Origin of the sequence: Ectopseudomonas oleovorans, from assembly GCF_029845265.1 — a bacterium.
GTDB lineage: Bacteria > Pseudomonadota > Gammaproteobacteria > Pseudomonadales > Pseudomonadaceae > Aquipseudomonas > Aquipseudomonas oleovorans.
In genome coordinates this window covers 20,300-44,173 of the sequence record NZ_JAOCLK010000033.1, presented here as the reverse complement: position 1 = coordinate 44,173, position 23,874 = coordinate 20,300, and the positions used below count along the sequence as shown (strand labels likewise).

General features: G+C 56.6%; 17 protein-coding genes. 13 read left to right on the top strand and 4 right to left on the bottom strand.

The annotated features are described in order from the left end of the window. The first annotated feature begins 95 nt into the window (after window positions 1–95). Together N5J71_RS16215 and N5J71_RS16210 are read left to right on the top strand one after the other, a co-directional pair. Complete coding sequence (locus tag N5J71_RS16215; protein ID WP_025297454.1) at window positions 96–341, top strand: type II toxin-antitoxin system prevent-host-death family antitoxin; 246 nt, start codon at window positions 96–98, stop codon at window positions 339–341. After that, the gene (locus tag N5J71_RS16210; RefSeq protein ID WP_004350182.1) at window positions 331–612 is read left to right on the top strand and encodes a type II toxin-antitoxin system RelE family toxin; all 282 of its coding nucleotides are present in this window, start codon (window positions 331–333) and stop codon (window positions 610–612) included. The genes N5J71_RS16215 and N5J71_RS16210 overlap by 11 nt, the downstream gene beginning before the upstream one ends. 441 nt (window positions 613–1,053) lie before the next feature. Here N5J71_RS16210 and N5J71_RS16205 read toward each other — a convergent pair whose 3' ends face one another. Further along, on the bottom strand, window positions 1,054–1,635 hold the full coding sequence (locus tag N5J71_RS16205) for a plasmid pRiA4b ORF-3 family protein (protein ID WP_033991189.1): 582 nt from the start codon (window positions 1,633–1,635) through the stop codon (window positions 1,054–1,056). A 14-nt stretch (window positions 1,636–1,649) separates the two neighbouring features. Continuing rightward, window positions 1,650–2,525, bottom strand: a complete 876-nt coding sequence (locus tag N5J71_RS16200; protein ID WP_279917225.1) for a WYL domain-containing protein — start codon at window positions 2,523–2,525, stop codon at window positions 1,650–1,652. Between the two features lie 128 nt (window positions 2,526–2,653). Between N5J71_RS16200 and N5J71_RS16195 the strand changes: the two genes are divergently transcribed. The 8 genes from N5J71_RS16195 to N5J71_RS16160 all read left to right on the top strand — a co-directional run bounded on the left by N5J71_RS16195 (window position 2,654) and on the right by N5J71_RS16160 (window position 14,376). Further along, window positions 2,654–4,234 carry a DNA recombination protein RmuC gene (locus N5J71_RS16195; RefSeq protein WP_079383059.1) on the top strand — a complete coding sequence of 527 codons (1,581 nt, stop codon included), beginning with the start codon at window positions 2,654–2,656 and terminating at the stop codon, window positions 4,232–4,234. A 43-nt stretch (window positions 4,235–4,277) separates the two neighbouring features. After that, window positions 4,278–4,940 (top strand): peptidase M15, encoded by a 663-nt coding sequence (locus N5J71_RS16190; RefSeq protein ID WP_033991192.1) that lies wholly within the window; start codon window positions 4,278–4,280, stop codon window positions 4,938–4,940. 72 nt (window positions 4,941–5,012) lie between these two features. Further along, on the top strand, window positions 5,013–8,732 hold the full coding sequence (locus N5J71_RS16185) for an ATP-binding protein (protein WP_279917224.1): 3,720 nt from the start codon (window positions 5,013–5,015) through the stop codon (window positions 8,730–8,732). Further along, window positions 8,729–9,391 (top strand): hypothetical protein, encoded by a 663-nt coding sequence (locus N5J71_RS16180; RefSeq protein ID WP_121498070.1) that lies wholly within the window; start codon window positions 8,729–8,731, stop codon window positions 9,389–9,391. Before N5J71_RS16185 ends, N5J71_RS16180 begins: the two co-directional genes overlap by 4 nt. Next, a complete protein-coding gene (locus N5J71_RS16175; RefSeq protein ID WP_128651149.1) occupies window positions 9,388–10,632 on the top strand; it encodes a hypothetical protein in 1,245 nt (414 codons plus the stop codon). Before N5J71_RS16180 ends, N5J71_RS16175 begins: the two co-directional genes overlap by 4 nt. Window positions 10,633–10,635: 3 nt before the next feature. Further along, complete coding sequence (locus N5J71_RS16170; protein ID WP_102833538.1) at window positions 10,636–11,466, top strand: DUF7281 domain-containing protein; 831 nt, start codon at window positions 10,636–10,638, stop codon at window positions 11,464–11,466. Window positions 11,467–11,891: 425 nt separating this feature from the next. Then, complete coding sequence (locus tag N5J71_RS16165; protein WP_004350171.1) at window positions 11,892–12,944, top strand: hypothetical protein; 1,053 nt, start codon at window positions 11,892–11,894, stop codon at window positions 12,942–12,944. Then, window positions 12,913–14,376, top strand: a complete 1,464-nt coding sequence (locus tag N5J71_RS16160; protein WP_102833537.1) for a hypothetical protein — start codon at window positions 12,913–12,915, stop codon at window positions 14,374–14,376. Before N5J71_RS16165 ends, N5J71_RS16160 begins: the two co-directional genes overlap by 32 nt. A gap of 320 nt (window positions 14,377–14,696) precedes the next feature. On the opposite strand, the gene N5J71_RS16155 is transcribed toward N5J71_RS16160, so the two are convergent. Both N5J71_RS16155 and N5J71_RS16150 read right to left on the bottom strand, forming a co-directional pair. Continuing rightward, window positions 14,697–14,900, bottom strand: a complete 204-nt coding sequence (locus N5J71_RS16155; protein WP_102833536.1) for a hypothetical protein — start codon at window positions 14,898–14,900, stop codon at window positions 14,697–14,699. 356 nt (window positions 14,901–15,256) lie between these two features. Further along, window positions 15,257–15,610 (bottom strand): hypothetical protein, encoded by a 354-nt coding sequence (locus tag N5J71_RS16150; protein WP_279917223.1) that lies wholly within the window; start codon window positions 15,608–15,610, stop codon window positions 15,257–15,259. A gap of 170 nt (window positions 15,611–15,780) precedes the next feature. On the opposite strand from N5J71_RS16150, the gene N5J71_RS16145 reads away from it, so the two are divergent. From N5J71_RS16145 to N5J71_RS16135, 3 genes are all read left to right on the top strand, one after another. Beyond that, entirely contained in the window at window positions 15,781–18,900 is a 3,120-nt protein-coding gene (locus N5J71_RS16145) for a helicase-related protein (RefSeq protein ID WP_279917222.1), read from the top strand. A 12-nt stretch (window positions 18,901–18,912) separates the two neighbouring features. Continuing rightward, entirely contained in the window at window positions 18,913–20,709 is a 1,797-nt protein-coding gene (locus N5J71_RS16140; RefSeq protein WP_279649089.1) for a hypothetical protein, read from the top strand. A 281-nt stretch (window positions 20,710–20,990) separates the two neighbouring features. Beyond that, window positions 20,991–23,864 (top strand): DEAD/DEAH box helicase, encoded by a 2,874-nt coding sequence (locus N5J71_RS16135; RefSeq protein WP_279917221.1) that lies wholly within the window; start codon window positions 20,991–20,993, stop codon window positions 23,862–23,864. Window positions 23,865–23,874 lie beyond the last annotated feature (10 nt).

Below are 23,874 nucleotides of genomic sequence, written 5' to 3'. Positions count from 1 at the left end.
GGTCTGAGCATGACCTGCTCATCAATCCAGCGCAGCAAAGCTTGCTATGGTTCTAAATAATGACCAAAATTAAGGTCTTATTGGAGGGCTTGGATATGCAGAGTATCTTGGCTGACGTCGCTGTCAGCGTTTCTGAGTTGAAGAAAAATCCGTCGGGCATCCTGGCTGGTGCAGGTGGTATGCCTGTCGCCGTGCTCAACCACAATCGCGTCATGGGATACATGGTGCCGGCAGAGCTCTATGAGCAGATGATGGAGCGCCTAGATGATCTGGAGTTGGTCGAAATAGTGAAGGCTCGCTCGGGCGAGGAGTCTGTCCCGGTGCGTTTGGATGACCTATGAGCTGGAGTTCCTGCCCTCAGCCCTGAAGGAGTGGCAGAAGCTCGGCCATACGGTGCGCGAGCAGATCAAAAAGAAACTGCGCGAGCGCCTGGATAATCCCAAGGTTCAGGCCGACGCCCTCAGGGATATGCCGGGGCACTACAAAATCAAGCTGCGTACATCGGGCTATCGCCTGGTATATCGCGTCGAAGATGAACGCCTGGTGGTCGTGGTGGTTGCCGTTGGCAAGCGCGAGCGCGGGGCCGCTTACCAATCTGCCAAGGGCCGTTAATGACCGGAGGCTAGCGCAGGTTTGGATCTGCCTGAAACCTTTACGGGCGGAAAGTTTACGTGTCGCAGCACGTGAGGATCGAGGTTATGGTCATCTCGTCACTACCGAGGAGGCTTTCCATGATCATTCTGAGCTCACTGAGTGAGTACCTAGTTTTGCTGGGTTCGATGCCACTGATGATTGGGCTGGCACGGCTCGCTTACGGTGGTCGTGCTGTCTGATTGAGCTCAGCCAGATTCAAGTGATGAGGATGATCAGCTGCCGTCTATCTGCGTGATAACGGTCCGTCTAATTTCATGATTAGGATCCGTCCAAATTAATGGTGCGATTCAGTTCTTGTTGAAATCAGGCGCTCTGGAGCTGGGGGGAGTGAGTTCTGACTTCGAGGGCTACTGCGAGCTTGCTTGCCCGCAGATGCACGGCGCCTCCTTGTCATATCGCCTAGCCCCAGAAGTTGTTGCAGATCCGTTGCACTGCCGCGGCCGCTGCGCGGCGATCAAACAGCTCTGCATCGAAGCTGCCGCCTGCCCATTCCAGCGCACTGCGACCTTCGCCGCAGTCAGGTTGCTGGATGATTTGCAGGAAGTGCTGGTAACCCGGCACGCCGCCCACGTCCTCCGGTGGGCAGGCTCGGGCGCCGTCTAGCACTTCGCACCAAGTGCCGCTGAAGTCACAGGGCTCGATGGCCTCCACTGCGATCACATGCTGCCAGCTGTCACCGAAATCGTAGAGATAGTGCAGGCGATCGCTGTTTTTTAGCGCTCGCTTCAGCTTGATCTTACGGTCGTCCAGCGCATCTTCGAATATGTCGGCGAACTCAGCGTCCAGCGGCGTGTAGCGATTAAGTCCGTCGCTGAACTCATGCAGGTGGTTGCTGCTCCAGCCAAACGTGGCTTGGATGAAATGATGCAGCTTGCGCAGCGAACAGTCGCCACTGACGCGAATGCGTCGCCAGATCGGCGGGTTGAAGTGCAATGGCTCCAACTGAATATGCAGGGTGTAGAGCAGAGGATGCGTGGCCATTCAGGCTCCGTCGGTCAGTGGTACAGCCAAGGTTTCAGCTCATCGAGGTTGGCGACTACAATCTGCTGTGCTTCTGGCTTTGCGTGCACTTTGGTTGGGTCTATCTGGTAGCGCTGCAACACATACTGCACCAGCGCACCACGGGTTTCGACAACCAGTTGGCCACCTTGCATACCGTAGTCCGTCTCAATAATGGCTTGCTGCTCGGCGCTAAGGCGTGAGTCAGGTGCGAGTCGCACCTGAACGGGGGTATTCCAGCCTTTATCATCATCACGGCCGTTCTCAGATGGTTCGTCCTCCAGCACAGGGACTCCTCGGAATCGGCTAAGTACAAAATCCTTATAGTCCCGGCTCTTCTCGCAATAGGCTCGGACGTGCCAGCGCATGCCCGTATAAATCAGTGTGTGTGGCGCAATCAATCGTTCCTCTGCCTCGGGATCGCTAAGGGACACATACTTGCAATCCAGTCGAAGTCCTTCGCGGCACGCTCTCAAGATGGGGCGTAAAAGCTCTGGGCGGACAGGCCTGTCTGGAACCTCCAACACTTCCGTGTGGGCATAGGCCAATGCCAAGCCTTCGATATGCGGCGCGCGGTCCTGATTTTGATTGAGCAGGTGCAGATAGGCGCTGGCGCTGTCGTCGATGAACAGCGGCTTGAAGTGCCGGCTCGGTACGTACCCCTTCAAGTGCTTGTCGTATTCCAGGTTTTTCGGCGCGTAATCGCTGATATAGGAGTTGATGTCTTTGGACGCCTGTTGGCGGCTGATTCCGAAGCTCTGAATCAGGTGATTGGTGGTCAGACGACCTTCCCACCAAGCCACCGTCTCGATCAGGCGGTAGCGCAACGCCAAATCCCAGCGTACGGACTCGATTGATTGCTTGCGTTTCATGGCTCCTCCATCTGCTCGAAAACTTTACCTGTACACGTAAACACTCTAGATGAGTCGTCTCAAGTTACATACCTTGAAGTTGTCATTCAAGCAGCCTGTTGGGCTGGCGGATAAGGGAGTGTCGAAGCATGAATATGATTGGGTTGTCGTGGATGGCAATTAGCGGCAGTTTGTTGCTGGTTGTGCTGGCGGGTGTTGCAGTCTACTGGCAGGTATTGCGCCGTCGTGAAGCGGTTACAGCCTTGCAGATCTGTCAGTCGCAACTAGAGCAGCACATGGCTGCATCTCACCAGAAAGACGATGAGCTCCGTGAGCTGAGTGCTGGTCTGCGGGCGGAGAAGGCTCATGTTGAACAGCTTCAGCGGCAGGTCGAGTTCGCTCAGCAAGAAGCTGGGCGCTTGCGTACCGAATATCGCGATCAATCCGCTCAACTGGCCGAGGTGCAGAGCGCTGCCAGCGCCGCTCGTGCTCAATATGGCCAACTGCTTCAGCAGCATGATGAGCTCAAGCAGGCGAGTGCCCGGCTGCAGCAAGTTCACGATGTTCTGCAGGATCGCTTCGCGGCCCTGACCAAGGAGCATGCCACGCTGAGCAGTACGCTCGATCAGAAGCAGCAGCACTTTGCCGAACAGCAGCAGCTGCTAAAGGAAAGCCGCGACCAGCTCAAACTGGAGTTCGAGCAGCTCGCAGGCCAGATTTTCGAAGCCAAAGGCCAGGCGTTCTCGCAGCACAGTCAGCAATCACTGGAGGCACTGCTTAAACCCTTCCGCGAGCAGATCGAGGGTTTCCGTACCAAGGTTGAAGACATTCACCACAAGGATGTACAGCAGCAAGCTGCATTGACCCAGGAGCTGCATCACCTAAAGGAGCTGAATCGACAGATCACCCAGGAGGCTCAGGACCTCACTACAGCGCTGAAAGGGCAGAAGAAGGCGCAGGGCAATTGGGGCGAGCTGATTCTGGAGAATGTCTTGGAGCGCTCCGGCCTGGTCAACGGCAAGGACTTCAAGCGGGAGGTCAGCTTCACCGGCGAGATCAATCGCCAGCGCCCCGATGTGATCGTTTACCTGCCTCAAGGCAAGCACCTGATCATCGATGCCAAGGTCTCGCTCAACGCGTACACCCGTTACATCAATGCCGAGGACGATGCCGAGCGACGCATGGCGCTTGCCGAGCACGTGACGGCCGTTGGGCAACGTATCAAAGAGCTCTCTGATCGCAGCTACTTTGACTTGCCGGGGCTGAATGCGCCTGAGATGGTCTTTATGTTCGTGCCCATCGAGTCGGCTTTCGTCGAGGCGCTGAAGGCGGACGAAACACTGTTCCAGAAGGCCATCGAGCAGAACGTGCTGGTGGCGACGCCAACCACGCTGTTGACCAGCCTGAACATCGTGCGCCAGTTGTGGCGTTTCGAGGATCAGAACAAGCACACAGCCGAGTTAGCCGAGCGTGCCGGCAAGGTATACGACAAGCTGCGCACCTTTCTCAGCAGTATGGATGCCATCGGCCACAGCTTGGACAGAGCGCAGGATGCCTACAAGAAAGCCTGCGATCAGTTGGTCAGTGGCAAGGCTAACCTGGTCAAACAGGTCAGCGACTTCCGTCAGTTGGGCGTAGCGGTCAAAGGCGAGCTGAATGAGGTCTGGGTCGACCGGGCGGATTTGGAACTCAACCTGATCTCTCAGATGCCCGCTGAGCAGCAGGCCTGAACCCTGCCGCAGCACGCAAGTGAATTGCAAGGAGCAAAACAGTATGAAGAAACCAGCAACGGTACAGGCGCTCGAGGACCTGGGGCGCGTCCGGCTATCCAAGCACTTTTTCATGCGGGATTTCCTCTACTCGGAAATCAGCCAGATCGAGGGCATCCCTAATATTCCGGATTATCCGGACCGCGCCATCGAAGCCGGGCGAGGACTGTGCGAACAGTTGTTGGAGCCTCTGCAGGAGCGCTTTGGGCGGATTGTCATTCGCTCGGCTTACCGAGCGCCGGCAGTCAACGCCAAGGGCGCCGAGAACAACAACCAGTACAACTGTGCCGCCAACGAAAAAAACTACGCAGAGCACATTTGGGATTATCCGGACGCCGAAGGACATCTGGGCGCGACTGCCTGCATCATGGTGCCGGCATTGTTGCCCTGGTATGAGGAGCGCAAGGACTGGACGCCGCTGGCCTGGTGGATTCACGACAATCTGCCGTACGCAAGCCAGTTCTGGTTTCCCAGGCTGGCGGCCTTCAACCTAAGGTGGAGTGCAAATCCTGACGTACTTCCTAGTATCAGCACCTACGTTACAAATCCGCATACGGGAAACAAGAAGGCGCTGGTGAAGGATGGATTGGCATTTATGGACCTTGAAGCTAGGAAATCCGTTGTGGAGCCTTGGCTGGCCAGCTTGATTGGGGAAAGACCACTGTAGATTTGACACTTGTTACCGCCAAAAAAATCAGCCGACTATCGATGTGTCGGTGCCATCTGAAAGGAATCAACGATGTCTCAGTTGCTCAAGATTGTTCTTATCGATTCGCTATGCGCAGGGGCCAAAGCTGAGATAGCGATCAGCGGGAACACCAGCGTCAACGGCACAAATGGCATCGGTAAGTCGTCGTTCCTGAAGCTCATACCCGTTTTTTACGGGGCGGCGCCAGGGCAGTTGGTCAAGGCAGGGAGTAACCGGGAAAGCTTTGCTAACTGGTATCTGCCCAATGCCTCCAGCTATATCGTCTTCGAGTACACCAACTCCATGAATGCGCCGCGGTGCGCGATCATGCACCGCAGTGGTGACAGCTACGCCTATCGCCTCGTGGCACACGCCTGGGAGCCAGATCTGCTTTACCGAGACTATGAGTCCGGAGAACTGGTCAGGGCAGGGGAATTGATACGTCATCTGGCAGTGAAAGGTATCGACTGCAGCCCTGAGCTTCAGCCGATTCACTACCGGCACATCATCCAGTTCAACAGCGGCTACTCCAACATGGAGAAGCTGACGGATCCCCAGAAGCGAAAGCTGGTCCTGGCACTCCGTCCGTCGTTTTCGCTGGCTCCGAAGCGGACTGACTTCAACGGCATCGATAATGTGGCACTCGCACTCCTTGCCAGCGCCGGTACGTTCGACACCATGAAGGCCACTATGGCCGAGATCCTCGAGCAGGATAACTCTGATCTCGGCCGCACCCTGGAAACCCTGAACGCTGCTCCGTTCAACAAGGTGCTGGAGAACCGAGCTGGTTATCTCCTCATGGACGAGTTGAGGCCTAAGGTGGTGTCACTGTCCCAACTTCGAATTGACCACCAGGCAATCACGCGCCAGCTCGGTATCCAAAAGGCCCGAGCAAACCACATCGTGACTCGGCTGAGCGAGTTCGAAGCTGCACGAATGGAAGCTCTGAGTGGGCTTACTGATCGAGAGACGCGCATAAACGATGACGCCTACGCTCGGCGCCAGGAGCTGGCGGTAAAACGTGGCCACCTACAGGCAAACTTTACTGAGGCCACGGACTCGGTAAGTAAAATTGAGTCGGCCAAGGAAAAGTACGAACAGGCGGGAATGGCAGACCTTCTGGCGAGAGCGGACAACCTCGACGAGGTGATCGCTCACCGCGATCTGAAGCAGGATCACCTGACCAAGCTCAACACTAAGGGCCTAGACATACGACAGGTCTATGACGCGCGGGCTCAGAAAGCCAGGGACGCTGCGTCAGCGCAGCGAGAGGAGGCTCACTCTCGTCACAATCTTGCGCTGGAGGCTATCCAGAAGCGGCAGGATGAGCTTGAGGACGATTTACGCCGTCGTAAGGAAGAGACCGAAAGGGAGCAGCGCACTGAACTCGAGGAGCATGAACAGCAACGCAATTTGCTAGCCTCCGCCGCTGCTCGCGCCTCAGCCGAGCTTGAGCACCTGAAGAAAACGAAGGTTCTTCCTAGCTCCCAAGACGCCCTTGACGCAGCTCAGCACGCGATAGACGAGCAAGCTGCTCTGCTGGCCGCTTTCCAGGCCGAATTAGCAGTTGTCCGTGGAGAGGAAAAGAGCCTGCAGGATGAGCAATCCAGGCTGGTGTCTGCGTTCCAGGGGCTTGATAAGCAGCGTAGCGAAACAGCGAAGCTGCGCGACGCGCTGAAGGAGCAACTTAACGCTGGTGCAGAGACGATGCTTGGGTACCTGCGAAAGAATCATCCAAGCTGGAAAGACAATATCGCCAGGCTGGTTCCGGTAGAGACGCTCCTGCGAACTGATCTGAACCCTGCAATGCTGGAGTCCCCCCAACAATCTCTCTATGGACTTGAGCTGGCGCTTCAAGGGCTATCAGTTCCAGCGTTCGCCAGCGATGAAGCGCTGGAACAAGAAATTGCGTCGCTGACGCTCCGGCTTGAGGGTATCCAGGCCGAGTTTGAGAGCCTGGATAAGCAGAATCGTGTTCTGGAAGAGCGCTTCCGGAAGCATACCGCTCGGTTGAGCAAGTGCCAGAACGATGAGAGCCAAGCCGGAATTGAACTCGCATCGCGGCGTGAACAGCGCAAGGCGCTGTACGAACGAGCGCAGGATGAGCACAGTGCCTACGTCGAAGTGCAGGGTGCGCGCGCTGCTGAGGCGCAACGGGCCTTGGCCGAGAAAGACGGAAGTATTACGCAGCTGAAGTCGGTTCACGGACGGTACTTGCTGGAGCTGACCACGAATGAAAAGACTGCACGTGAGGACCTTGCTGAAGAGCGTGTGCGACTGACCGAGGGGCACAAGGCTGCATTGCAGCGAATCACCGAAGGGCTGAACGCAGAGCTTCAGACCATCGAGAACGACAAGTCGGTCAAGCTCCGCAGTGAGGGCATTGATGACAGGGAAAATCGCCGGCTCGAGCGAGAGATAAACCAGCTTGACTCACAAATTAAGGAGATCACTGATCAGCGATCGATTATCGAGAGTTACCGCCACTGGGTGGAGAACGTGCTACCGCAGCTCCCGATACGAATCGCCGAGATGTCTGACCTGGAAGGTCAGGTAGCCAGGGTAGACAGGCAGATCACTGACTACAACGAAGAGGTCAAAGCCCGGCTGAGAGAGATTGTCGACCAGCGCAAGGCACTAACGCTGGAAGGGCAGCAGGATGAGGCCCAGGCCAGGTTGCTCAACGGTGTACTCAATCGCCTTACTCAAGTCGACGCTGTTGATCCCGGCACCTTGTCAGACGGATTTGCAGCGCAGGACATCGACGAGGATGTGACCAGGTTGACGCGCCAGCGTGGAGTGCTCCAGAAGTCCGCCTCTGAAGCCTATCGCCAGATCCTGTCCCAGTTCAGGACACGTCAACTCCTGCACACACCGCAGGGCGCCGCTATCGAGCAGATCGCTAGTCAGGCCAGCAATGCAGCAGCAGAACCTGACTTGGCTTGGCTGGAAGCGGCACCGAGCCTGCAGGAATACATCGACGTTTCGCATCCTGACCAGAAGACGAAGCTCATCATGCAGGCGAAGAACCTTTCTGATGAGCTATGTGACCGCCGTACCAAGCTACTGGAGCTGCATCGGAGCATCCAGCAGCTTGGTCGAGATGCGACGCAGAAAGCTCGGGAGGTGCTTGGCGCATTTGCCCAGATCAAACAGTTCGAGTTCAGGGTTACATCTCGCATCCAAGAAATGTCCTTCTGGTCTGATCTATCCATCTACGATCAGCACTATCGCCGCTGGCAGGCCATGGGGGATGGCGTCATGCCTACCGAAAACTTCGTCGAGGCCCTGGAGAATGTGGCCAGGCAGATCAATGAGGGCAAGTTCACCTCTGACCTGGAGCAGTGCTTTGACGTGAGTGTGTCGTGCAATGACCAGGGCCGGACGAAGATTGCTACCAACAACTCAGAGCTGATTGAGCTCAGCAGCACCGGTCTGACCAAGATCATCGTTGCAATGATCTACGTCTCCCTGTTCGAGCTGCTGCGTAAAGACGCTGATTTCCTAATGTCGATCCCCATTGATGAGGCTCTGGAGCTTTCGCCGGAGAACTATGTTGCCTTGGTCAACTACTTCAACCAGCGGGGAATCTCCATGCTGGCATGCTTCCCAGGTGGTGCGCCGGAGTTGCTTCGACAGTTCACCAACCGCTACTTCCTGGAGAGGCAGGCTGATACCGGCACGATCGTCGTCAAGGAGTACGGCCTGGACGTGCACGAGGAGCTGGATGAACTGAATGAGGCTTTGGCTGCAGAGGAGTACCTATCGTGAGCGAGATTCGCGATGTCCTCGAAACCCTGCTCTCTGGTGGCTTCATCTGCCAATATGCCTATCCAGAGCTCCATCGTCAGCTTCGCGCACCTGGTGTTGAGGCAGAGGTCAGGGCGGCGCTGGCGCCTCTTGGCCGGGAGCTGGGCACCATCGGTGAAGAAACTGCCCCGGACACGTACTTTTCGCGGTATGCCGATCTGTCTGACCCCAAGGATAGAGCTGCAGCGGCTATGCAACTTGTGCAGATGCGCGATCAGCTCAAGCCCTGCCTGGAGTTCATCCGCCTCTTCAATCGCTCTGGGCGTACCGATGCGTGCCTAGCGCCCGGCGACACGGTGTCCTTTTCGGATCTGCTCGAGGCCATCGAGAACAATCCCACCTACAGGGATCAGCTGCGAGACCTGAGTGGCCACGAGTTCTTCAGCAAGTCCAAGAGCGCCAAGGACAACAAAGAACGATTGGCGATGGTGTTGCGGCCCCTGGCCGACGCGGGTTATCTGGTGAAGCGCAGTAGTGAGTCCGCGAACTACGTGGCCACTGGCAAGATGGGGTACTTCTACATGATTCTGGCCTGGGTGGCTGAGTTCAGCAGCCTAAGCCTGGATCCGGAGCCGGATCCATCTTCGACTCAGTTGGAGCAAAGAGGCCTCGAACTGTGAAGGCAGAAGACTGGGTAAGGCTAGGCGAGCACCTGAAAGCGAACGCTGATCTGCTGGAAGCCATGGCCTTGGCCGACGAAACAGGCATCACGCCCCCGGAGCGTATGACCAAGGGCCTCTCGTGGCTCATGTCCAAAGGCCTGGTGGAGGAGGACAGCGACCTGTTGCATCTCAGTGGCCTACTGCTCGACGTGGGCGCACAAATTTCTATCCAAGGGTTTGATCGCGTAGCGCCTGACCTCAAGGAGATCCTAATCAGCATTGAGGAGGGGTGCGAGGCCTACCATGGCGCCAAGGCAGCTGGCGATCCGGCCGAGACCGAGCGCCACCTGCGGCGTGTCACCAATACCACCCGCCAGGTGGTGCAGCACCTGAGAAACGAGCAGAACGTCACCAGAGCATTCATTGAGGGAGGATATGGATTCTCCGTCCGGCTCACCGACAGGATCCGCGATATCAAAAATGCGATCGACCGGCTCAAGCGACTGCACGAGAAGTTGGGCCTGTTTACACACACGGGCCTATTGCAGCTGACAAGAAGCGACCGGGCGCTGCGGGGCAAACTTATCGATGGTCTGTTGGGTGCGGTGTCCCGCAACCGCTTCGCTCTCGACGAGATGATTGGTCGGCTTGATCGGCTCAGTCTGACAGTGCGTAAGCGCAACAAGATGCGCCAGGTGGCCCAGGCCGTCGACGCTCACCTGCAGGGCGGCGGTGTAATCGATCTTGAGCCACTTCTTGAACGACTTGATGCTGCAGTTTGGGCTGGTGCTGCTCCACTTTCACTGGGCGGCAATGCGTTCTGCGACGTCGACGCCGGCGAGAACCTTGAGCAGCTGGAGTTGCTGATAGCCTCACTGCCGGCACCGAAGGTCAAAGCGGCGCCAGCGGCAGCCGCCCAGGAGCGTGAATCGAAAATTGTCCCCTCAGGCGCCAATCAGGAAAAGGAGCTGGAAAAACCCTTCGTGCGTGTCCACTTGGAGGCCATGCTTCGGGAGCTGATTGCCACTGGTAAACCTCAATCGGCTACCGCTTACTGGCAAGACTGTGGTGATCCCGACATCCCTGACGGGATATGGCTCTACGCCCTGGATGGCTATGCCCAGTTGCAGGCGGCATTCGCCAAAGCCAACGGTAAGAAACTGAACTACCGCCTTGTGCCGACGATGGCACCACATAGTCGGTTTTCGGCGAACCGACGTGTCCTGGAGTTGACCCTGGATAGGGTGTTGAGGCGATAACGCATGCTGACCAATAAGCGCCACCTGACGGCGATCATGAATGCGGTGCGGCGCCACCAGGACAAAATCACTCTTACGGATACCTGGCGGCAGATCCACCAGCTATACGGCGTAGGTACGAAGCTCGGTACATCGGCGTTGCTGCTGACGGCTGCGGATCACCAAACACTGCTTGCGCTGGTGAGAAAGGACATGTCCCTGGATCCGCTGAAGCACAGCACGGCAGCGCTCGAGGGGGACAGGCTGGCTCTGGCTGCGATCTCCAGAAACGAAAAGGTCAGTGGCCGGACGGTAGGCGAGGGGCTGGTGCTGGTCGCTCATCCATCGGGCAGGGTTCTCCTGCCATCAGGTGACTACCTGCACCCCCGCGGCGGAACGTTGAACGTCCAGGCTATTGACCTGCATGGGCTAGAGAAAGTGCTGTTGGTAGAGAACCTGAGCGTTATGCTCGCGGCCCACCGTTACCAACTGCCGACAGAACTCCAGGGCGTACCTATGTTGTTTCGGGGCGATCGACAGTGGTCGCCGAGGGCAGTTTCTGCTGCGAGGGAAGGGATTTCCGACTTAATAAGCTTTCCAGACTACGACCCGCAGGGCCTGATGAACTCGCTGACTGCTGGCGCTTCGGCGGTGGTGGTGCCAGCTCCGGCGACGATCGCACACATTCTTGAGGCACGCCTCAACAAGCCTGCAGATTTCGATAGGCAGTCTGCCGCGGTGGAGTGGTTAGAAAGGAGAGGGGGCACCATCGTGGCCGATATGCTCCGCCGCCGCTTGGCGATTTCTCAGGAGTCGATGGCAGGCCAGGTTCTGGAACTCATTGCGCTGAGATGAGTGTGATCAGTTATGCCCATTCCTGCGACTAAGCGGCAGAATTCAAGATGTGATAGATACAGCTTCCTAGAGCTCAACTCCCGCAGTTCAATATCCTCCCTAAACTACCTCCGTAAATACTGGCATCCAGCGGTGCATCTCAAAGTCCATTTTTCTGCCCTGAATGGACTTCATGCAGAGTCTCCAGACCCTCCCCGCCGTTCGTGCAATGCCATACTACTCGACCAAGCAGCACGCCGCCTTGGCGTACTGGCTGCTTGCCAGTGTTTACGGATATGCTCCGACCACAGCATTACGTCCAATCCCATGATTGTGGGGTGGCACCAGCCTCAACAGGCTGCAACTGATGCCATCGCCGCCAAGGCGCCTGCCGAGACGAGTGGTTTCTCTTTCCGTGCAGGAGGGCATGCCTATATGGAGATCGCATGAGCTTTTTTTCGGACGAAGAGACAGATTCACTCAAGATCACCCGGATGATCCTGCACGTGGTGGGTACCAAGCACTTTGAGGCCATGCCGGAGCGGGCTTTGGAGGAGGAGGCATTCTTTATCGGTAAAATTGTGGACATGGCTGCTGCGCCGGTCTTCATGTTTAAAGCTGTGTCTACGACCCGGAAAGAAATTGAAGCTATTGCAGCCGGAGACACATCGTTTGTTGATGGTGCACAGAGCCTGGCCGCCAGCTTCAACCGGCAACACGTGGTCGGCAGTGCTGATGGGGTTCTGTTGATGTTCGAACTAGCGGTCAAAGACCCCGATGTGAAGATCTATAGCCTGATCAAATACGACTACAAGCTGGCCTTGGAACAGAACGACGGAGCTCCTGGGAAGAAGCTGCGCCGTATCGTGAATGCCTTGGTGGATGAAAAGAGGGCCATTCAGAAAACTGCACTCGTCCGTGTGGTCGGCGGTGTTGCAGACCAGAACATTTCGGCTACTGATCGGACGAAACAGGGCGTAGACCTCACGGACTACTTCGCTGACTTCCTGGCTGTGAGCAGGGCGGTCTCTGACACGGAGCTGAGCGAGATCACCCGCAAGGTACTCAAAGCGGCGCTCCAGAGTTGCATAGCTCATCTGCCAGGCCAGGATGTGGCCAAAGCGCTGAAGAAAGCCCAGGCCAATCTCGGAACCCGTAGACGGATCGATGAAGAGGCGATTGTTGAGGCAGTGATGCTGGCTGCTGGGCATCCTGAAGATGAGAAAGTAGCCAATCGTCTGGAGCGTGAGACGCGCAGCCGTGTCAGGAAAAGCAAGCTACACGAGCTCAGCTTCAAGCCCGATCGGCGGATCCTTCGGCAGCCATACATGCGCAAGATCGTCACGACCGAAGGCGTCACAATCTTGTTTCCCGACAGGGCAGAGAACCCCAATGTGACGGTGGTAGATCTGAAGGGGGATAAGAAGCAAATCATCGTAGATACAGATAGGGTCACGGAGGACAGCGTTGTCACACCAAAGACTGGCCTGCCTTCTTAACGACTTGTCACGGAAGCGTCAGGCGCTGATTACTGAGGGAAAGACAACCCTCATCGTATCTGACCTACAAGCGGAAGCCGCCCGGGCAATTGCTCAGGCAGCCTCCGCTGCTACCTGGTCGTTCACGATCTTTGATAGCGCGGGTATCGAAACTGAAGTCGAAGACGGTGACGAAGACTTCGGGCCGTTTCGTGCTGAGCTGGAGAAGCCTCTTTTGGGGGCGCATGTTCAGGCTGAGGTCTTGTATGTGGCGACAGAGGAGGGTTTCAAGGGCTTTCTCGACAAGGGACATCCTGCGCAGCTTTGGCATGTGCTCGGCCTGACCAAGCCCTTCAACACTCGTGCAAGGTCGTTTAGCGATTGGGGTGAAGGAGAGGCTTTCGTCGAGTCTCCGCGGACTAAATCACCCCGGCTTCTGGTGAAGGAGTCGGCTAATGTCCGGACTGTGCCAGAGGATGTGCGCCATTGGTTGCTCGCAGAAGGGCATGGCCTGGATGGTGATGATTCTTTGCACATGGTTTGGGCAATGTATGCCATCGATGCTTTGAGTCGGTGTTTTGCGAACGAGATCGACACTACCGGGAGCAATCTCAGTTTCAAAGGGCCGCCCAAGCTGAATCTGACGATCAAAGAAGCGGTTGAAGGCGACACACAGATGGCTCTGAAAGACTTCGAGGTCGTCCAGGACGCCGCAGTTTGGGTGTTCGAGAATGCACGGGAAGCCGAGGTTAAGCATATTTTGCTTTCTGCTGAGATTGCCCGGTCTGGTAGGGCAGATGGAGAGGTACAGCAGTACTTCAAGGAGAATCTTTCTGCTGCGTTGGATTGCGCGAAAATTGCTTATCAGATGTCGGTTTCAGAGATCACCAAGGACACCCTCAAATCCTTGGGAGACCTTCGCAAGGCTGTTACCGAGGAAACCTCGAAGGCGACGGAGGCTACCCGCCAGGCGATCACGGCGATCTCTACGGCGCTGACTGTGGGCATGGGCTTGATCGTCGCGCGGCTAACATTGCAGATTAACCCATACCTCATTTCGCTCGTAATGGCAGTTGCATTTGGGTATACGACGCTCAATGTGATGTCGGGTCGGAAGTTCATAAACATTCAGCGAAAGCTGCGCCATGACTGGCAACCGAAGTTATATCGCTTCCTCTCCGAGGCTGAATTCAAAAAAATGGTGGGTGACCCCATTGAACAAGCTGAGGGATTCTTCTACAGGGTCAGTTGCCAAGGCTTGACAATGCTCGGTGCCGCGGCGTTGGGGATTGCAATTTTCGCATTCGTTTATACCGCTCCGACTGCGGTTACATCGCTAGCTCCCTCTTCGCCCTCTGCCCCAGCCCCGGCATACCAACAGCCATCTTCCAGTGATCCGGCGCCCCAGTCGAAGTCGATACCCCAACAGAGGACTCCGGCGAAGCCGTCGTAAAAAGCTGAAGCCCCTTTTGTACATTGTGGCCAAGATATCCTTGCTTGCGCATAGGGGCGAAGTTTCACCATTGGGCCGTTTGATTGCGGTGAGCTGTTTTACTCTGTCGCGGATCCAATCTGCTGCATAATGGACTTCGGTACCCTCAACCCTTTGACAACATCTGCTTCATCTGGTTGGCGCGCTTGTTGGTGAACAGTTAGGCACAGTGCGGCTGCGCCGCACCGAACACTTGAACCACCCAGGTCAACGCAGTGTCAGTGCCGGCGCGCATGTCCAGCGGCTCGGTGGCGAGCCAGATGCGCTCGATGCGGATCACTTCAGCAGCTCGCGCAGGAAGCGGGCGCAGCCTCAGGGTCGTTGCCCGGCCACTGCACCGACAGTTTGCCGGCCCGATGGGAAATGGCGATCTGGATGGCCATGTCGGCCGCACTCGGGGTGGCCGGCAGACTCGGGGCGAGAGGATACTCATCGACGACCTGGGCCTTGAAGGATTTGGGATAGGAGCGTCGTTGGCCTGGCACAGGAGATCCTCCACAAGAGGCTTGAAATGGTGTCCACCAAAAACAGGTGGACGCCATGCCACTAGCTGGAGGAATCGGAGAGGTGTTGGCCAGACGCTGACCACGCAACGACAATTCCTTTATTCGAAAGCTGAAGAAACTCACCACCTCTACCGGGTTGAACCGAACGCGTCATCAATCCGGACGGGTTCCCCGGAGGTCTGCCCCGTTTTTTTGATCGGAGGCATCCCTAGGAGCTGTCAACCTGCCTAAATACTTGACCTGTATGAAAGCCCATTATTGGTGCGTCCAGTTGGGCGACATATCCTGCAGCTATGCCCACTGGATGGGCTGGATGGAGCCACTGGCAGGGATGCCTAACTCAAACAGGATGGGTTATCACAGCGCAGAGGAAAAGGGCAATGGAGTACACCACACATGCTATACAGCGATGCAGTCAGCGCGGTATCCGGCAGCAGCAGGTCCAGTGGCTTCTCGATTTTGGATGCCATACCTGGAATCGTGGGGCGCAGGTGTACTTCTTCGACCGAGCGCGCTTTAAGCGGCTGTTGCTCAAGCTCTCCTCGGCTGAGCGGCAGTTGGCCGAGAAAGCCCAGAACGCTTATGTAGTTGTAGTAGATGGCGCGGTGGTTACCGTTGGGCACAGAAACCCTGACTTCTGCGTCAGCAAGCCTGGTGCTCACCACCACAGACGTCGGCCGCAGCACCAAGCAGCTTAAACCGTGGAAGATGACAATTCCTGGCTGATTAGGCAGGATGCTGGTAGTGGCTAATTGATGTTGTTTGTTTCATGCCTGCCAATCAGGCGCGGTAAGAAAAATCAGAGTTATTAGCGCTTGTCGCAGAGGTTGCGAGCACACGTGCTGCGGAGAAAGGGAATATGAATGAGCTTAAGCCGGGCACAAAGGTGCGGCTGAGGGATAATCCGGCGCGAATGGGCATTATCGGGGTTGGAACTGAAGGAAGTGGGCGGCGTCTTCGCCTTCAAGTTTTCCTTCTGGATGGCACGGAGGATCATTTCCCGCCAAGTGCTCTGGATCCTATCCTACATGAGAGTAACAGTCCCACTGCCTGCTTCAACGCAGGCCGTTATTCCCTAGCAAAAAATCTGCGTACAGCCATTACTCACCATCGATTGAGTGGCAAGCTGGCGAACCTCATTTACAGCTTGAAGACCACCAATACGGACTTCTACCCGCATCAGTTTAAGCCTGTACTGCAGTTCTTGGACTCACCCAGCAACGGCATTCTCATTGCCGACGAGGTTGGTCTGGGAAAAACAATTGAGGCGGGGTTGATCTGGACAGAGCTAAGAGCTCGATTCGATGCGCGGCGGCTACTGGTTATCTGTCCTGCGGTGCTGCGCAACAAGTGGCGTGAAGAGTTATTAAACCGGTTTGGCATCAAGGCCGAATTGGTCAATGCCGAAGAGCTGCGTGAGCGTCTCGAAAGCATTAGAGGCAGGCCTAGGCAGGAGTTTGCATTGATCGCCAGCATGCAAGGGCTGCGTCCACCAAGCGATTACGACGCCTTAAACAATAAGCAGGGTGCGGCCAAGCTGGCTCGCTTCCTGGAGGATACCGACCCAGCTGGTGATCCGTTGCTGCATCTGCTAGTGATAGATGAGGCTCACTACCTGCGCAACACGGGTACAAAGACCAATCTTCTGGGTCACCTGCTCAGGCCTCTTGTTGAAAATCTTGTTCTGCTTTCCGCTACACCTATCCAGCTAGCAGACACTGATTTGTTCAATTTGTTGAAGTTGCTTGATGAGTCGGCCTTTCCGCACGAGTACCTGTTTGACCTGAGCATGGCCGTCACGCGTCCTATCGTGCAATTGCGTGATGCGGTATTGGCCGGTCGGGTTAATCGTGATGAGTTCTGTGCGGCCATACGTCAAGCGATGGACAACCAGTTCTTGGATGAAAGTGCGCAGCTTGCGTCCATGCTCAATCAGCCACCCTCAGACGAAGAGCTCAAAGCACCTAATAGCCGCTCCGAGGTTGCTGATCGACTCGATCGGGTACACCCGCTGAGCAAAGTTGTTACGCGAACGCTTAAACGCGAAGTGCAAGAAAATCGGGTCATTCGCGTTCCCTTGGATTTCCGCGCTCCTCTCAACGAGGTGGAGCAAGCTTTCTACGATCAGGTGACTCAACGAGTGCGTGAGTACTGTCAAGAGAACGGCCTCTTGACGGGCTTCATCCTGACAACACCCCAGCGCCAGATGGCCAGCTGCATGCCCGCCGCTTGTCGTGCTTGGCAGGAAAAGCTAAGTCGTGGGCGTATGGCTGGGCTCGACGAAGCGATGTACGAACTGTCAGAGGACGAGAGTGATGATGAGATCGACGAGCCCCCGGTCCTCGGCAGCCTGATCGAGCAGCTAGTTGAGATATCTCAATCAGTTGGCGACTACGAGCAACTGAAGCTGCATGACAGCAAGTATCGGTTGCTACGGGATCATCTGCGCAAATATCGTGCGCAATTTCCCGGGAAGAAAGCCGTGCTCTTCTCGTTCTTCCGGCAAACTCTTGCCTACCTGCGTGAACGGCTGAACGAGGACGGCATCTCTTGCGTCGTACTTCAAGGAGGGGATGATAAAGACGAAATACTGCGAGCTTTCAAAGCCGACTCAGGGCCCCAGGTTCTGTTGTCGTCCGAGGTCGGTTCGGAGGGAGTAGACCTGCAGTTCTCGTCTCTGTTGGTGAACTACGACCTGCCTTGGAATCCTATGAAGATCGAACAACGGATTGGTCGGGTTGATCGGTTGGGTCAGCAGTCTGAGAAGATCCTGATCTGGAACCTGATGTATGCCAACACCATTGATGAGCGCATCTATGATCGTCTGCTGATGCGTCTGGACATCTTCCGTCAGGCGCTCGGTAGCATGGAGTCCATCATTGGGCGCGTCATCAAAAAGATGACCAAGGAGCTTTTCAGTCATCAGCTCAGTCCTGAGGAAGAAACGCAACGTATCGAACAGAATCTGCAGGCCCTTGCCGAAACCAAGCTTCGGCAGGAGCGGCTGGAGGCCGCGGCTCCAAATTTGGTTGCTCATGGCGACTTCATCATGAACAAGGTGCGTGCGGCTGAGCAGCTGGGGCGTTACGTGCGTTCCGATGATTTACATGCCTATGTGACGGATTTCATTCTGGACAGCTACCCGGGTACTCGCTTCATCCCTGTAGATGATGAACTGGAGCTGTACAACGTCGAATTGTCGATGGATCTGCGGGTGCAACTCAGTCAGTTTATTCAGGATAAGGGACTGCAAGGGCAGACGCAGTTGCTTGATGCCAGGGCGCTTCCGGTACTGTTCGAGAACTGCCATCGTGCACCTTCTTCGCGTTTTGAACGTGTGGCTCAAGATCATCCATTGGTGCGCTTCGTTACCAGTCAGCTCGGTAGCCAGGATCAAGCCAACCAGCGTTATCCCATCAGCGCTGTCCAGCTGTCGTGCTTGGCATCGGAAGGTATTGAACCTGGTATTTACGCCTTCGTCGTTTCGCGTTGGAGCTTTAGTGGCGCACAGACGAATGAGCGACTGGTCTATGCCGCCAAGGCGCTTGATAGCGAGAATGGACTGGAAGCAGAGCGCGCCGAGCAGCTAGTGAATCTCGCCGCGTTAGTAGGGGAGGACTGGCCGGCAGCAAAAAATCTACTGGTGCCAAATTCGGTAGTAGATGCCTACGAAGAGTGCCGCAGCCAGATTGCTGACCAGTTTAGCGATGTCAGGCAGGCAATGCGGGATGAGAACAACGACCGCGTCAATCTATTGATCAAGCTGATTCGCGACCGCTGTGATTTGGAGGTCAAGCGTATCAATGAGCGTATGGTTGCTCTTCGGCAGTCTGGCAAAGAGCGCATGATCCCGGCTGAAAAGGGTAAGCGTGATGCCGCATTGAAGCGGCGAGAACAGCGCGAGGCGGAGTTGCGCCTCAAACAAAAGCTTGAGGCTGAGAACCACTTCGTTACAGCTGGAGTCATCAAGATCGGTTGATAGGGAGGTCACATGAAGCTCGCAGGAATACTCAAGGAAGCTTTTGAGAAAGCCGGTGTGCCTTTACCGGAGACCCCTAAGAAAAAGGCTGTTCCGGTGCTGGATCAGCGAAAGAAGAAAGTTACTCGACCAGATGCCAATCAGGAACGAAAGGCGCGACCCAGGAATAAAAGAAAGGAAGTCAAAGACAAACAGGCTGCAAAGCCGACTTCAGCGCTAAGCGGAAAGAAGGTTACGGTGACGGCCAATGGAACCTGCATCACGCGTTGGTCAAGCCCGGAGCCGGTAGCCAAGGGAGCTACCAGCAAGGCTGTGGCTCAATCATGCGGGTCTGAGGGGGGTAAGGGGGGCTCTACTGAGAGTCTGCGCAGTGATCCAGACTACTTGATTACCGCCACTGCTGGGGCCTGCGTTACTTGGCATACGCTCCAACATGGTCAATCCGCCCCTCTCATGGAGTGGCCGCTGGAAGGGTATGAGACTCAGTTGAAAAAAAGCACAGACGAAAAGTTTTTGTGCCTGGGGCTGGACTTTGGCAGCTCGACGCTCAAGGCCGTCATCAGTGACGGGGAGAGGCAGATTACATACGCAGTTCCGTTCAGAGATATCCAGGGCATTGAGGGCTACCTGCTGCCGTGTAGGGTTTATCTGGGCGAAAACGGATACAGCCTGGAGGAGCAGGGCCAGGCCTATCAGGATCTTAAGCTTGCTTTGTTAGCTAACGCCGAGTCGTTGCAAGCTCAAATGCCTGTCGTTGGGTTTCTTGCTCTGGCGCTGAGGATGATCAGAGGCTGGTTGCTGAGCACTCACGGAGAAACCTACTCAGGAGCCATCGTCTGGGATCTTGCTATTGGGCTACCAGTTGCAAGTCGCCGTGACGAAAAAACTGTAAGACTTTACCAACTGGTAAGCACTGCGGCCTGGATCGCCTCGACCGAGAGGCAGTTGACGCCAGAGACGATAGGCCTAGCACTAAAACGAGCAGAAGCCTTGTGCGGTGGTGCCGAGGCTGAGTGTGACAGCGAAGACATTGAAGTAAGGGTGGAGCCAGAAATTGCTGCGCAAATTTATGGCTTCGTCAGTTCAGGTGCCTACGACCCTCACGCCAGCAATATCTATCTAATGGTTGATGTAGGTGCGGGAACACTGGATGCCTCTGTGTTTCGTGTCGAGCGCAAGAGGGGGCAGCGCAAAGACAGCTTGGTCATTTTTAGAACCACGGTTGAGCCCTATGGAGTGATGAATTTTCACAAGAAGCGTATGGATTGGCTGCAGTCGGCGCTGGCGCAAAAGCTTCCGGATAGGCCGGACCTGCGACAGGCCGTGCATGCCATCAGTCACTTGACTGATGCCGAGGAGGCCCTTCCCGATAGGGTAGATGGGTACTTCAGTGGGGTTGATGTCCAGTTCAAAGGTCGAAGTCTCGATCAATTTTTTTATGCGCTGGTGAGTCGCCAGGTTGTCCAGGACACCTACGTTCACGTGGCGAATGAGAGGCTACTCGACAGGCAACAGATGGCTGGTATGCCCATGTTTCTCTGTGGTGGCGGTAGTCGTTCGGGCTTTTACGCCAAGCTGAAGAGCGACCTACATTCTGCGCGAGGATTCAGTTGGTTTGGCGTTACTCCGAAACCGTTACAGAAACCGCGAGGATTAGTGGCCCCTGGATTACACAGAGCTGATTATGACCGCCTTTCCGTTGCCTTTGGTCTGAGCCAGTTGAAGCTCGATAAGTTGGTTATGGAGGTTCCTGTTTTGGCTGAGAAAGCTACGAGGGTGGATTTCAGTGAGCGCTATATCGAGAAGTAAATGGAATGATGCAGAGGGGAGATTGAATTGCCCTGGCCAGGCGAGCCGCTGAAAGTCTTTGTTGGCAAAGGAAAAGTTAACGATGGCATGCTTTACCGAGGGGGAGCGTCTAGCTAAGGTGATGGCCTCTGTAAGAGGCCACCAAAGGGCTATCAGGGATGAGCAATGATCAGGTCTCGCCTTCCTCCCCATCCCCGCGAAATTTGGCTTGTCGGCTAGGCATGATCTGGCGGCAGCCCTAGGCATAGTTGCCGCATAACGAAATTCAGACAAGGTACGCCATGCAATTGACCCAAGCCCCGGCGCCTGGCGCCCGTGCGCTGATCCGCGATGAAGAGTGGATCATCCAGAACTCCGATCAGTGTAGCCTCGGGGGCTGGCAGCTCTCCTGTATCGGTGTGTCGGAAACTGTACGCAATCGCCATGCGTTGTTCCTCACCGAGCTGGAAGACATCACCCTGATCGACCCGGCCAAGACCGAGCTGATCTACGACGAGTCGCCCACCTTTACTGCCTCGCGCCTGTTTATCGAGGCGCGCCTGCGGCAGTCGGCGCTGCAGAATGATGCCGTGGTGATCGGTCAGCACGCCGTGATGGATGCGCTGCCGTTTCAGCTCCAACCGGCGCAACGGGTTCTCGAACAACTGCGCCCGCGTCTGTTGATTGCCGATACCGTGGGTCTGGGTAAAACCCTTGAGGCCGGAATCCTCACGACCGAGCTAATGCGTCGCGGCAAGGCCCGGCGCATTCTGGTGGTCACCACCAAAAGCATGATGCGCCAGTTCCAGCAGGAGTTCTGGAACCGCTTTACCATCCCGCTTACCCGGCTGGACTCGGCCGGTATCCAGCGCATTCGTCGCGATATTCCGGCCAACCACAACCCGTTCAACTACTACGACCGCACCATCATCTCGGTCGATACGCTCAAGCGCGACAGCGAGTACCGCCACTACCTGGAAAAGGCCTGGTGGGATCTGATCATCATCGACGAAGCCCACAACGTCTCCTACAAGGGCAACCGCACCCAGAGCAACCGCCTGGCCGAACTGCTCTCACTGCGCTCTGATGCTCTTATCCTCCTTACCGCTACTCCGCACAACGGTAAGAAGGACAGCTTTGCCAGCCTGATGCGCATGCTTGACCCTACGGTGCTGCCATCCGGCGCGGACTACACCCGCGACGATGTCGAGCACCTGTTCATCCGCCGCTTCAAAAAAGACGTGCGCGAGCAGATGAAACAGGACTTCCCCGAGCGCGAGGTCTTCCGTCTTGCCGCCGATGCCAGCCCCGCGGAAAACCTGGCTTTCGATGCTCTGGCCGAGCTGAAGCTGAACAGTGAAGGCTCAGGTGCCCGTGACGGCGCCATGCTGTTCCGTACCGTGCTGGAAAAGGCCCTGTTTTCCTCACCGGCAGCCTGCCTGCAGACCCTCAGGGAACGCATCCGCAAGCTGGAGAACAAAGACCCGCAGCATCCGGACCTCGATGGCCTGCGTGACCTGCAAGGCCTGGTGCAAGCCATCGGCCCGCAGCAGTTCAGCAAGTTCCAGCATCTGATCGAGCAATTGCGCAATGGCCAGCACTGGCGCTGGGACAGCCGCGACCCTAGTGACCGCCTGGTGATTTTCACCGAGCGGGTCGAGACCCTTAAATTCCTCCAGCAGGAACTGCCCAAGGCGCTGGGGCTGAAGGACGAAGCAGTTGCCATCCTCCACGGCCAGTTGCCGGATCAGGAGATCCAGCAAACCGTTGAGGACTTCGGCAAGACCCACTCACCACTGCGTTTGCTGATCGCCTCGGACGTTGCCTCCGAAGGTCTCAACCTGCACTACCAGGCGCACCGCCTGATCCACTTCGATATTTCCTGGTCGCTCATGGTGTTCCAGCAGCGCAATGGCCGGGTCGACCGCTACGGCCAGACCCGCGCACCGAAGATCGCCTACCTGCTCACCGAACCGCGCCACGAGCGCATTCGCGGTGACCTGCGTTACCTGGAAATCCTCATCGATAAGGACGAGCAGGCCGCCAAGAACATCGGCGACCCTTCGGCCTTTATGGGCTTGTACGACGAGGAACTGGAAGAGCTTGAGGTGGCCAAGGCGATCGAGGGCAACGCCACCTTGGAAGCCTTCGAGGCGCTGCTGGCGGGTGATGATGTTGATCCGTTCGAGGCGCTCTGGGCCAGTGCCGGCGCAGCGGAAACCCCCGCCGTCTATACCGCACAACCACAAAGCGCGCAGACGCAGGAACTCACCAGCCTGTTCGGCAACAGCTACCAGTACCTGCGCGATGCGCTGCGCTTGTTGGCCGAGCAATCGCCGCGTGACTATCCGCCGGTCAAATACGACGACGCCAACAAGACGCTGAGCCTCCAGCCCAGTCGTGACCTAGCGCAGCTGCTCAAGCGCGATCTGGCCAGCGAGATGTGGCCGGAGGACAACACCTTCGCCCTGAGTGCCGACAAAACTGTGGTCGAGTCCGCCATCCGCCAGGCCCGTGATACTAACGCCTGGCCGCAGTTGCACTACCTCTGGGCGCTGCACCCCATTGCCCAGTGGCTCGACTACAAGCTGATGGCGCTGTTCGGTCGTCAGCGCGCCCCGTTGCTGCGCGTGGCGCGGGGTCTGCATTCCGGTGAGGCCATCGTACTGGTGCTGGCGCAGGTGCCCAACCGGCGTGGCCAGGCGGTGCTCGCCGAGTGGATGGGCGTGCAGCTCAATGCCGCCGGGCAGGTACAGGGCGTGCTTAGTCTGGAGGATGTCCTGCAGCGCACCGGTCTCGCCGGCAACCTCGGCAGCGGTGCGAATATTCGCGCCAACGATGGCAACGCCCCGGATGCTCGCGCCCTGCAAGCGGCACTGCCGGGTGTGATTCAGGCCGCCCAGCAGCACATCAGGCCGATCAAGCAGGCCTTCGATGCCGACTGCCGGGCACGTCTGGACAGCGAGCTGAGCAAGCTGAAAACCCTGCAGGACAAACACACTGCCCAGCTGGAGCTGGATTTCGCCAAGGGCATCGAGCAGGTCAACGCGGCCAAGCGCAAGCAGAAGGAAAGCGACACCGCCGAGCTGTTCAACAACTACCAGCAATGGATACGCGACACCCTGCAACTGGACGACCGCGCCCAGTTCACCGTGGTCGCGGCCCTGATGGCGTAAGGAAGGAAAC

What these genes read in the sequence shown, in the direction of transcription:
- N5J71_RS16215 (WP_025297454.1), top strand. Translation starts at nt 96, where the DNA reads ATGCAGAGTATCTTGGCTGACGTCGCTGTCAGCGTTTCTGAGTTGAAG.
- N5J71_RS16210 (WP_004350182.1), top strand. Translation starts at nt 331, where the DNA reads ATGACCTATGAGCTGGAGTTCCTGCCCTCAGCCCTGAAGGAGTGGCAG.
- N5J71_RS16205 (WP_033991189.1), bottom strand. Translation starts at nt 1,635, where the DNA reads ATGGCCACGCATCCTCTGCTCTACACCCTGCATATTCAGTTGGAGCCA.
- N5J71_RS16200 (WP_279917225.1), bottom strand. Translation starts at nt 2,525, where the DNA reads ATGAAACGCAAGCAATCAATCGAGTCCGTACGCTGGGATTTGGCGTTG.
- N5J71_RS16195 (WP_079383059.1), top strand. Translation starts at nt 2,654, where the DNA reads ATGAATATGATTGGGTTGTCGTGGATGGCAATTAGCGGCAGTTTGTTG.
- N5J71_RS16190 (WP_033991192.1), top strand. Translation starts at nt 4,278, where the DNA reads ATGAAGAAACCAGCAACGGTACAGGCGCTCGAGGACCTGGGGCGCGTC.
- N5J71_RS16185 (WP_279917224.1), top strand. Translation starts at nt 5,013, where the DNA reads ATGTCTCAGTTGCTCAAGATTGTTCTTATCGATTCGCTATGCGCAGGG.
- N5J71_RS16170 (WP_102833538.1), top strand. Translation starts at nt 10,636, where the DNA reads ATGCTGACCAATAAGCGCCACCTGACGGCGATCATGAATGCGGTGCGG.
- N5J71_RS16165 (WP_004350171.1), top strand. Translation starts at nt 11,892, where the DNA reads ATGAGCTTTTTTTCGGACGAAGAGACAGATTCACTCAAGATCACCCGG.
- N5J71_RS16145 (WP_279917222.1), top strand. Translation starts at nt 15,781, where the DNA reads ATGAATGAGCTTAAGCCGGGCACAAAGGTGCGGCTGAGGGATAATCCG.
- N5J71_RS16140 (WP_279649089.1), top strand. Translation starts at nt 18,913, where the DNA reads ATGAAGCTCGCAGGAATACTCAAGGAAGCTTTTGAGAAAGCCGGTGTG.
- N5J71_RS16135 (WP_279917221.1), top strand. Translation starts at nt 20,991, where the DNA reads ATGCAATTGACCCAAGCCCCGGCGCCTGGCGCCCGTGCGCTGATCCGC.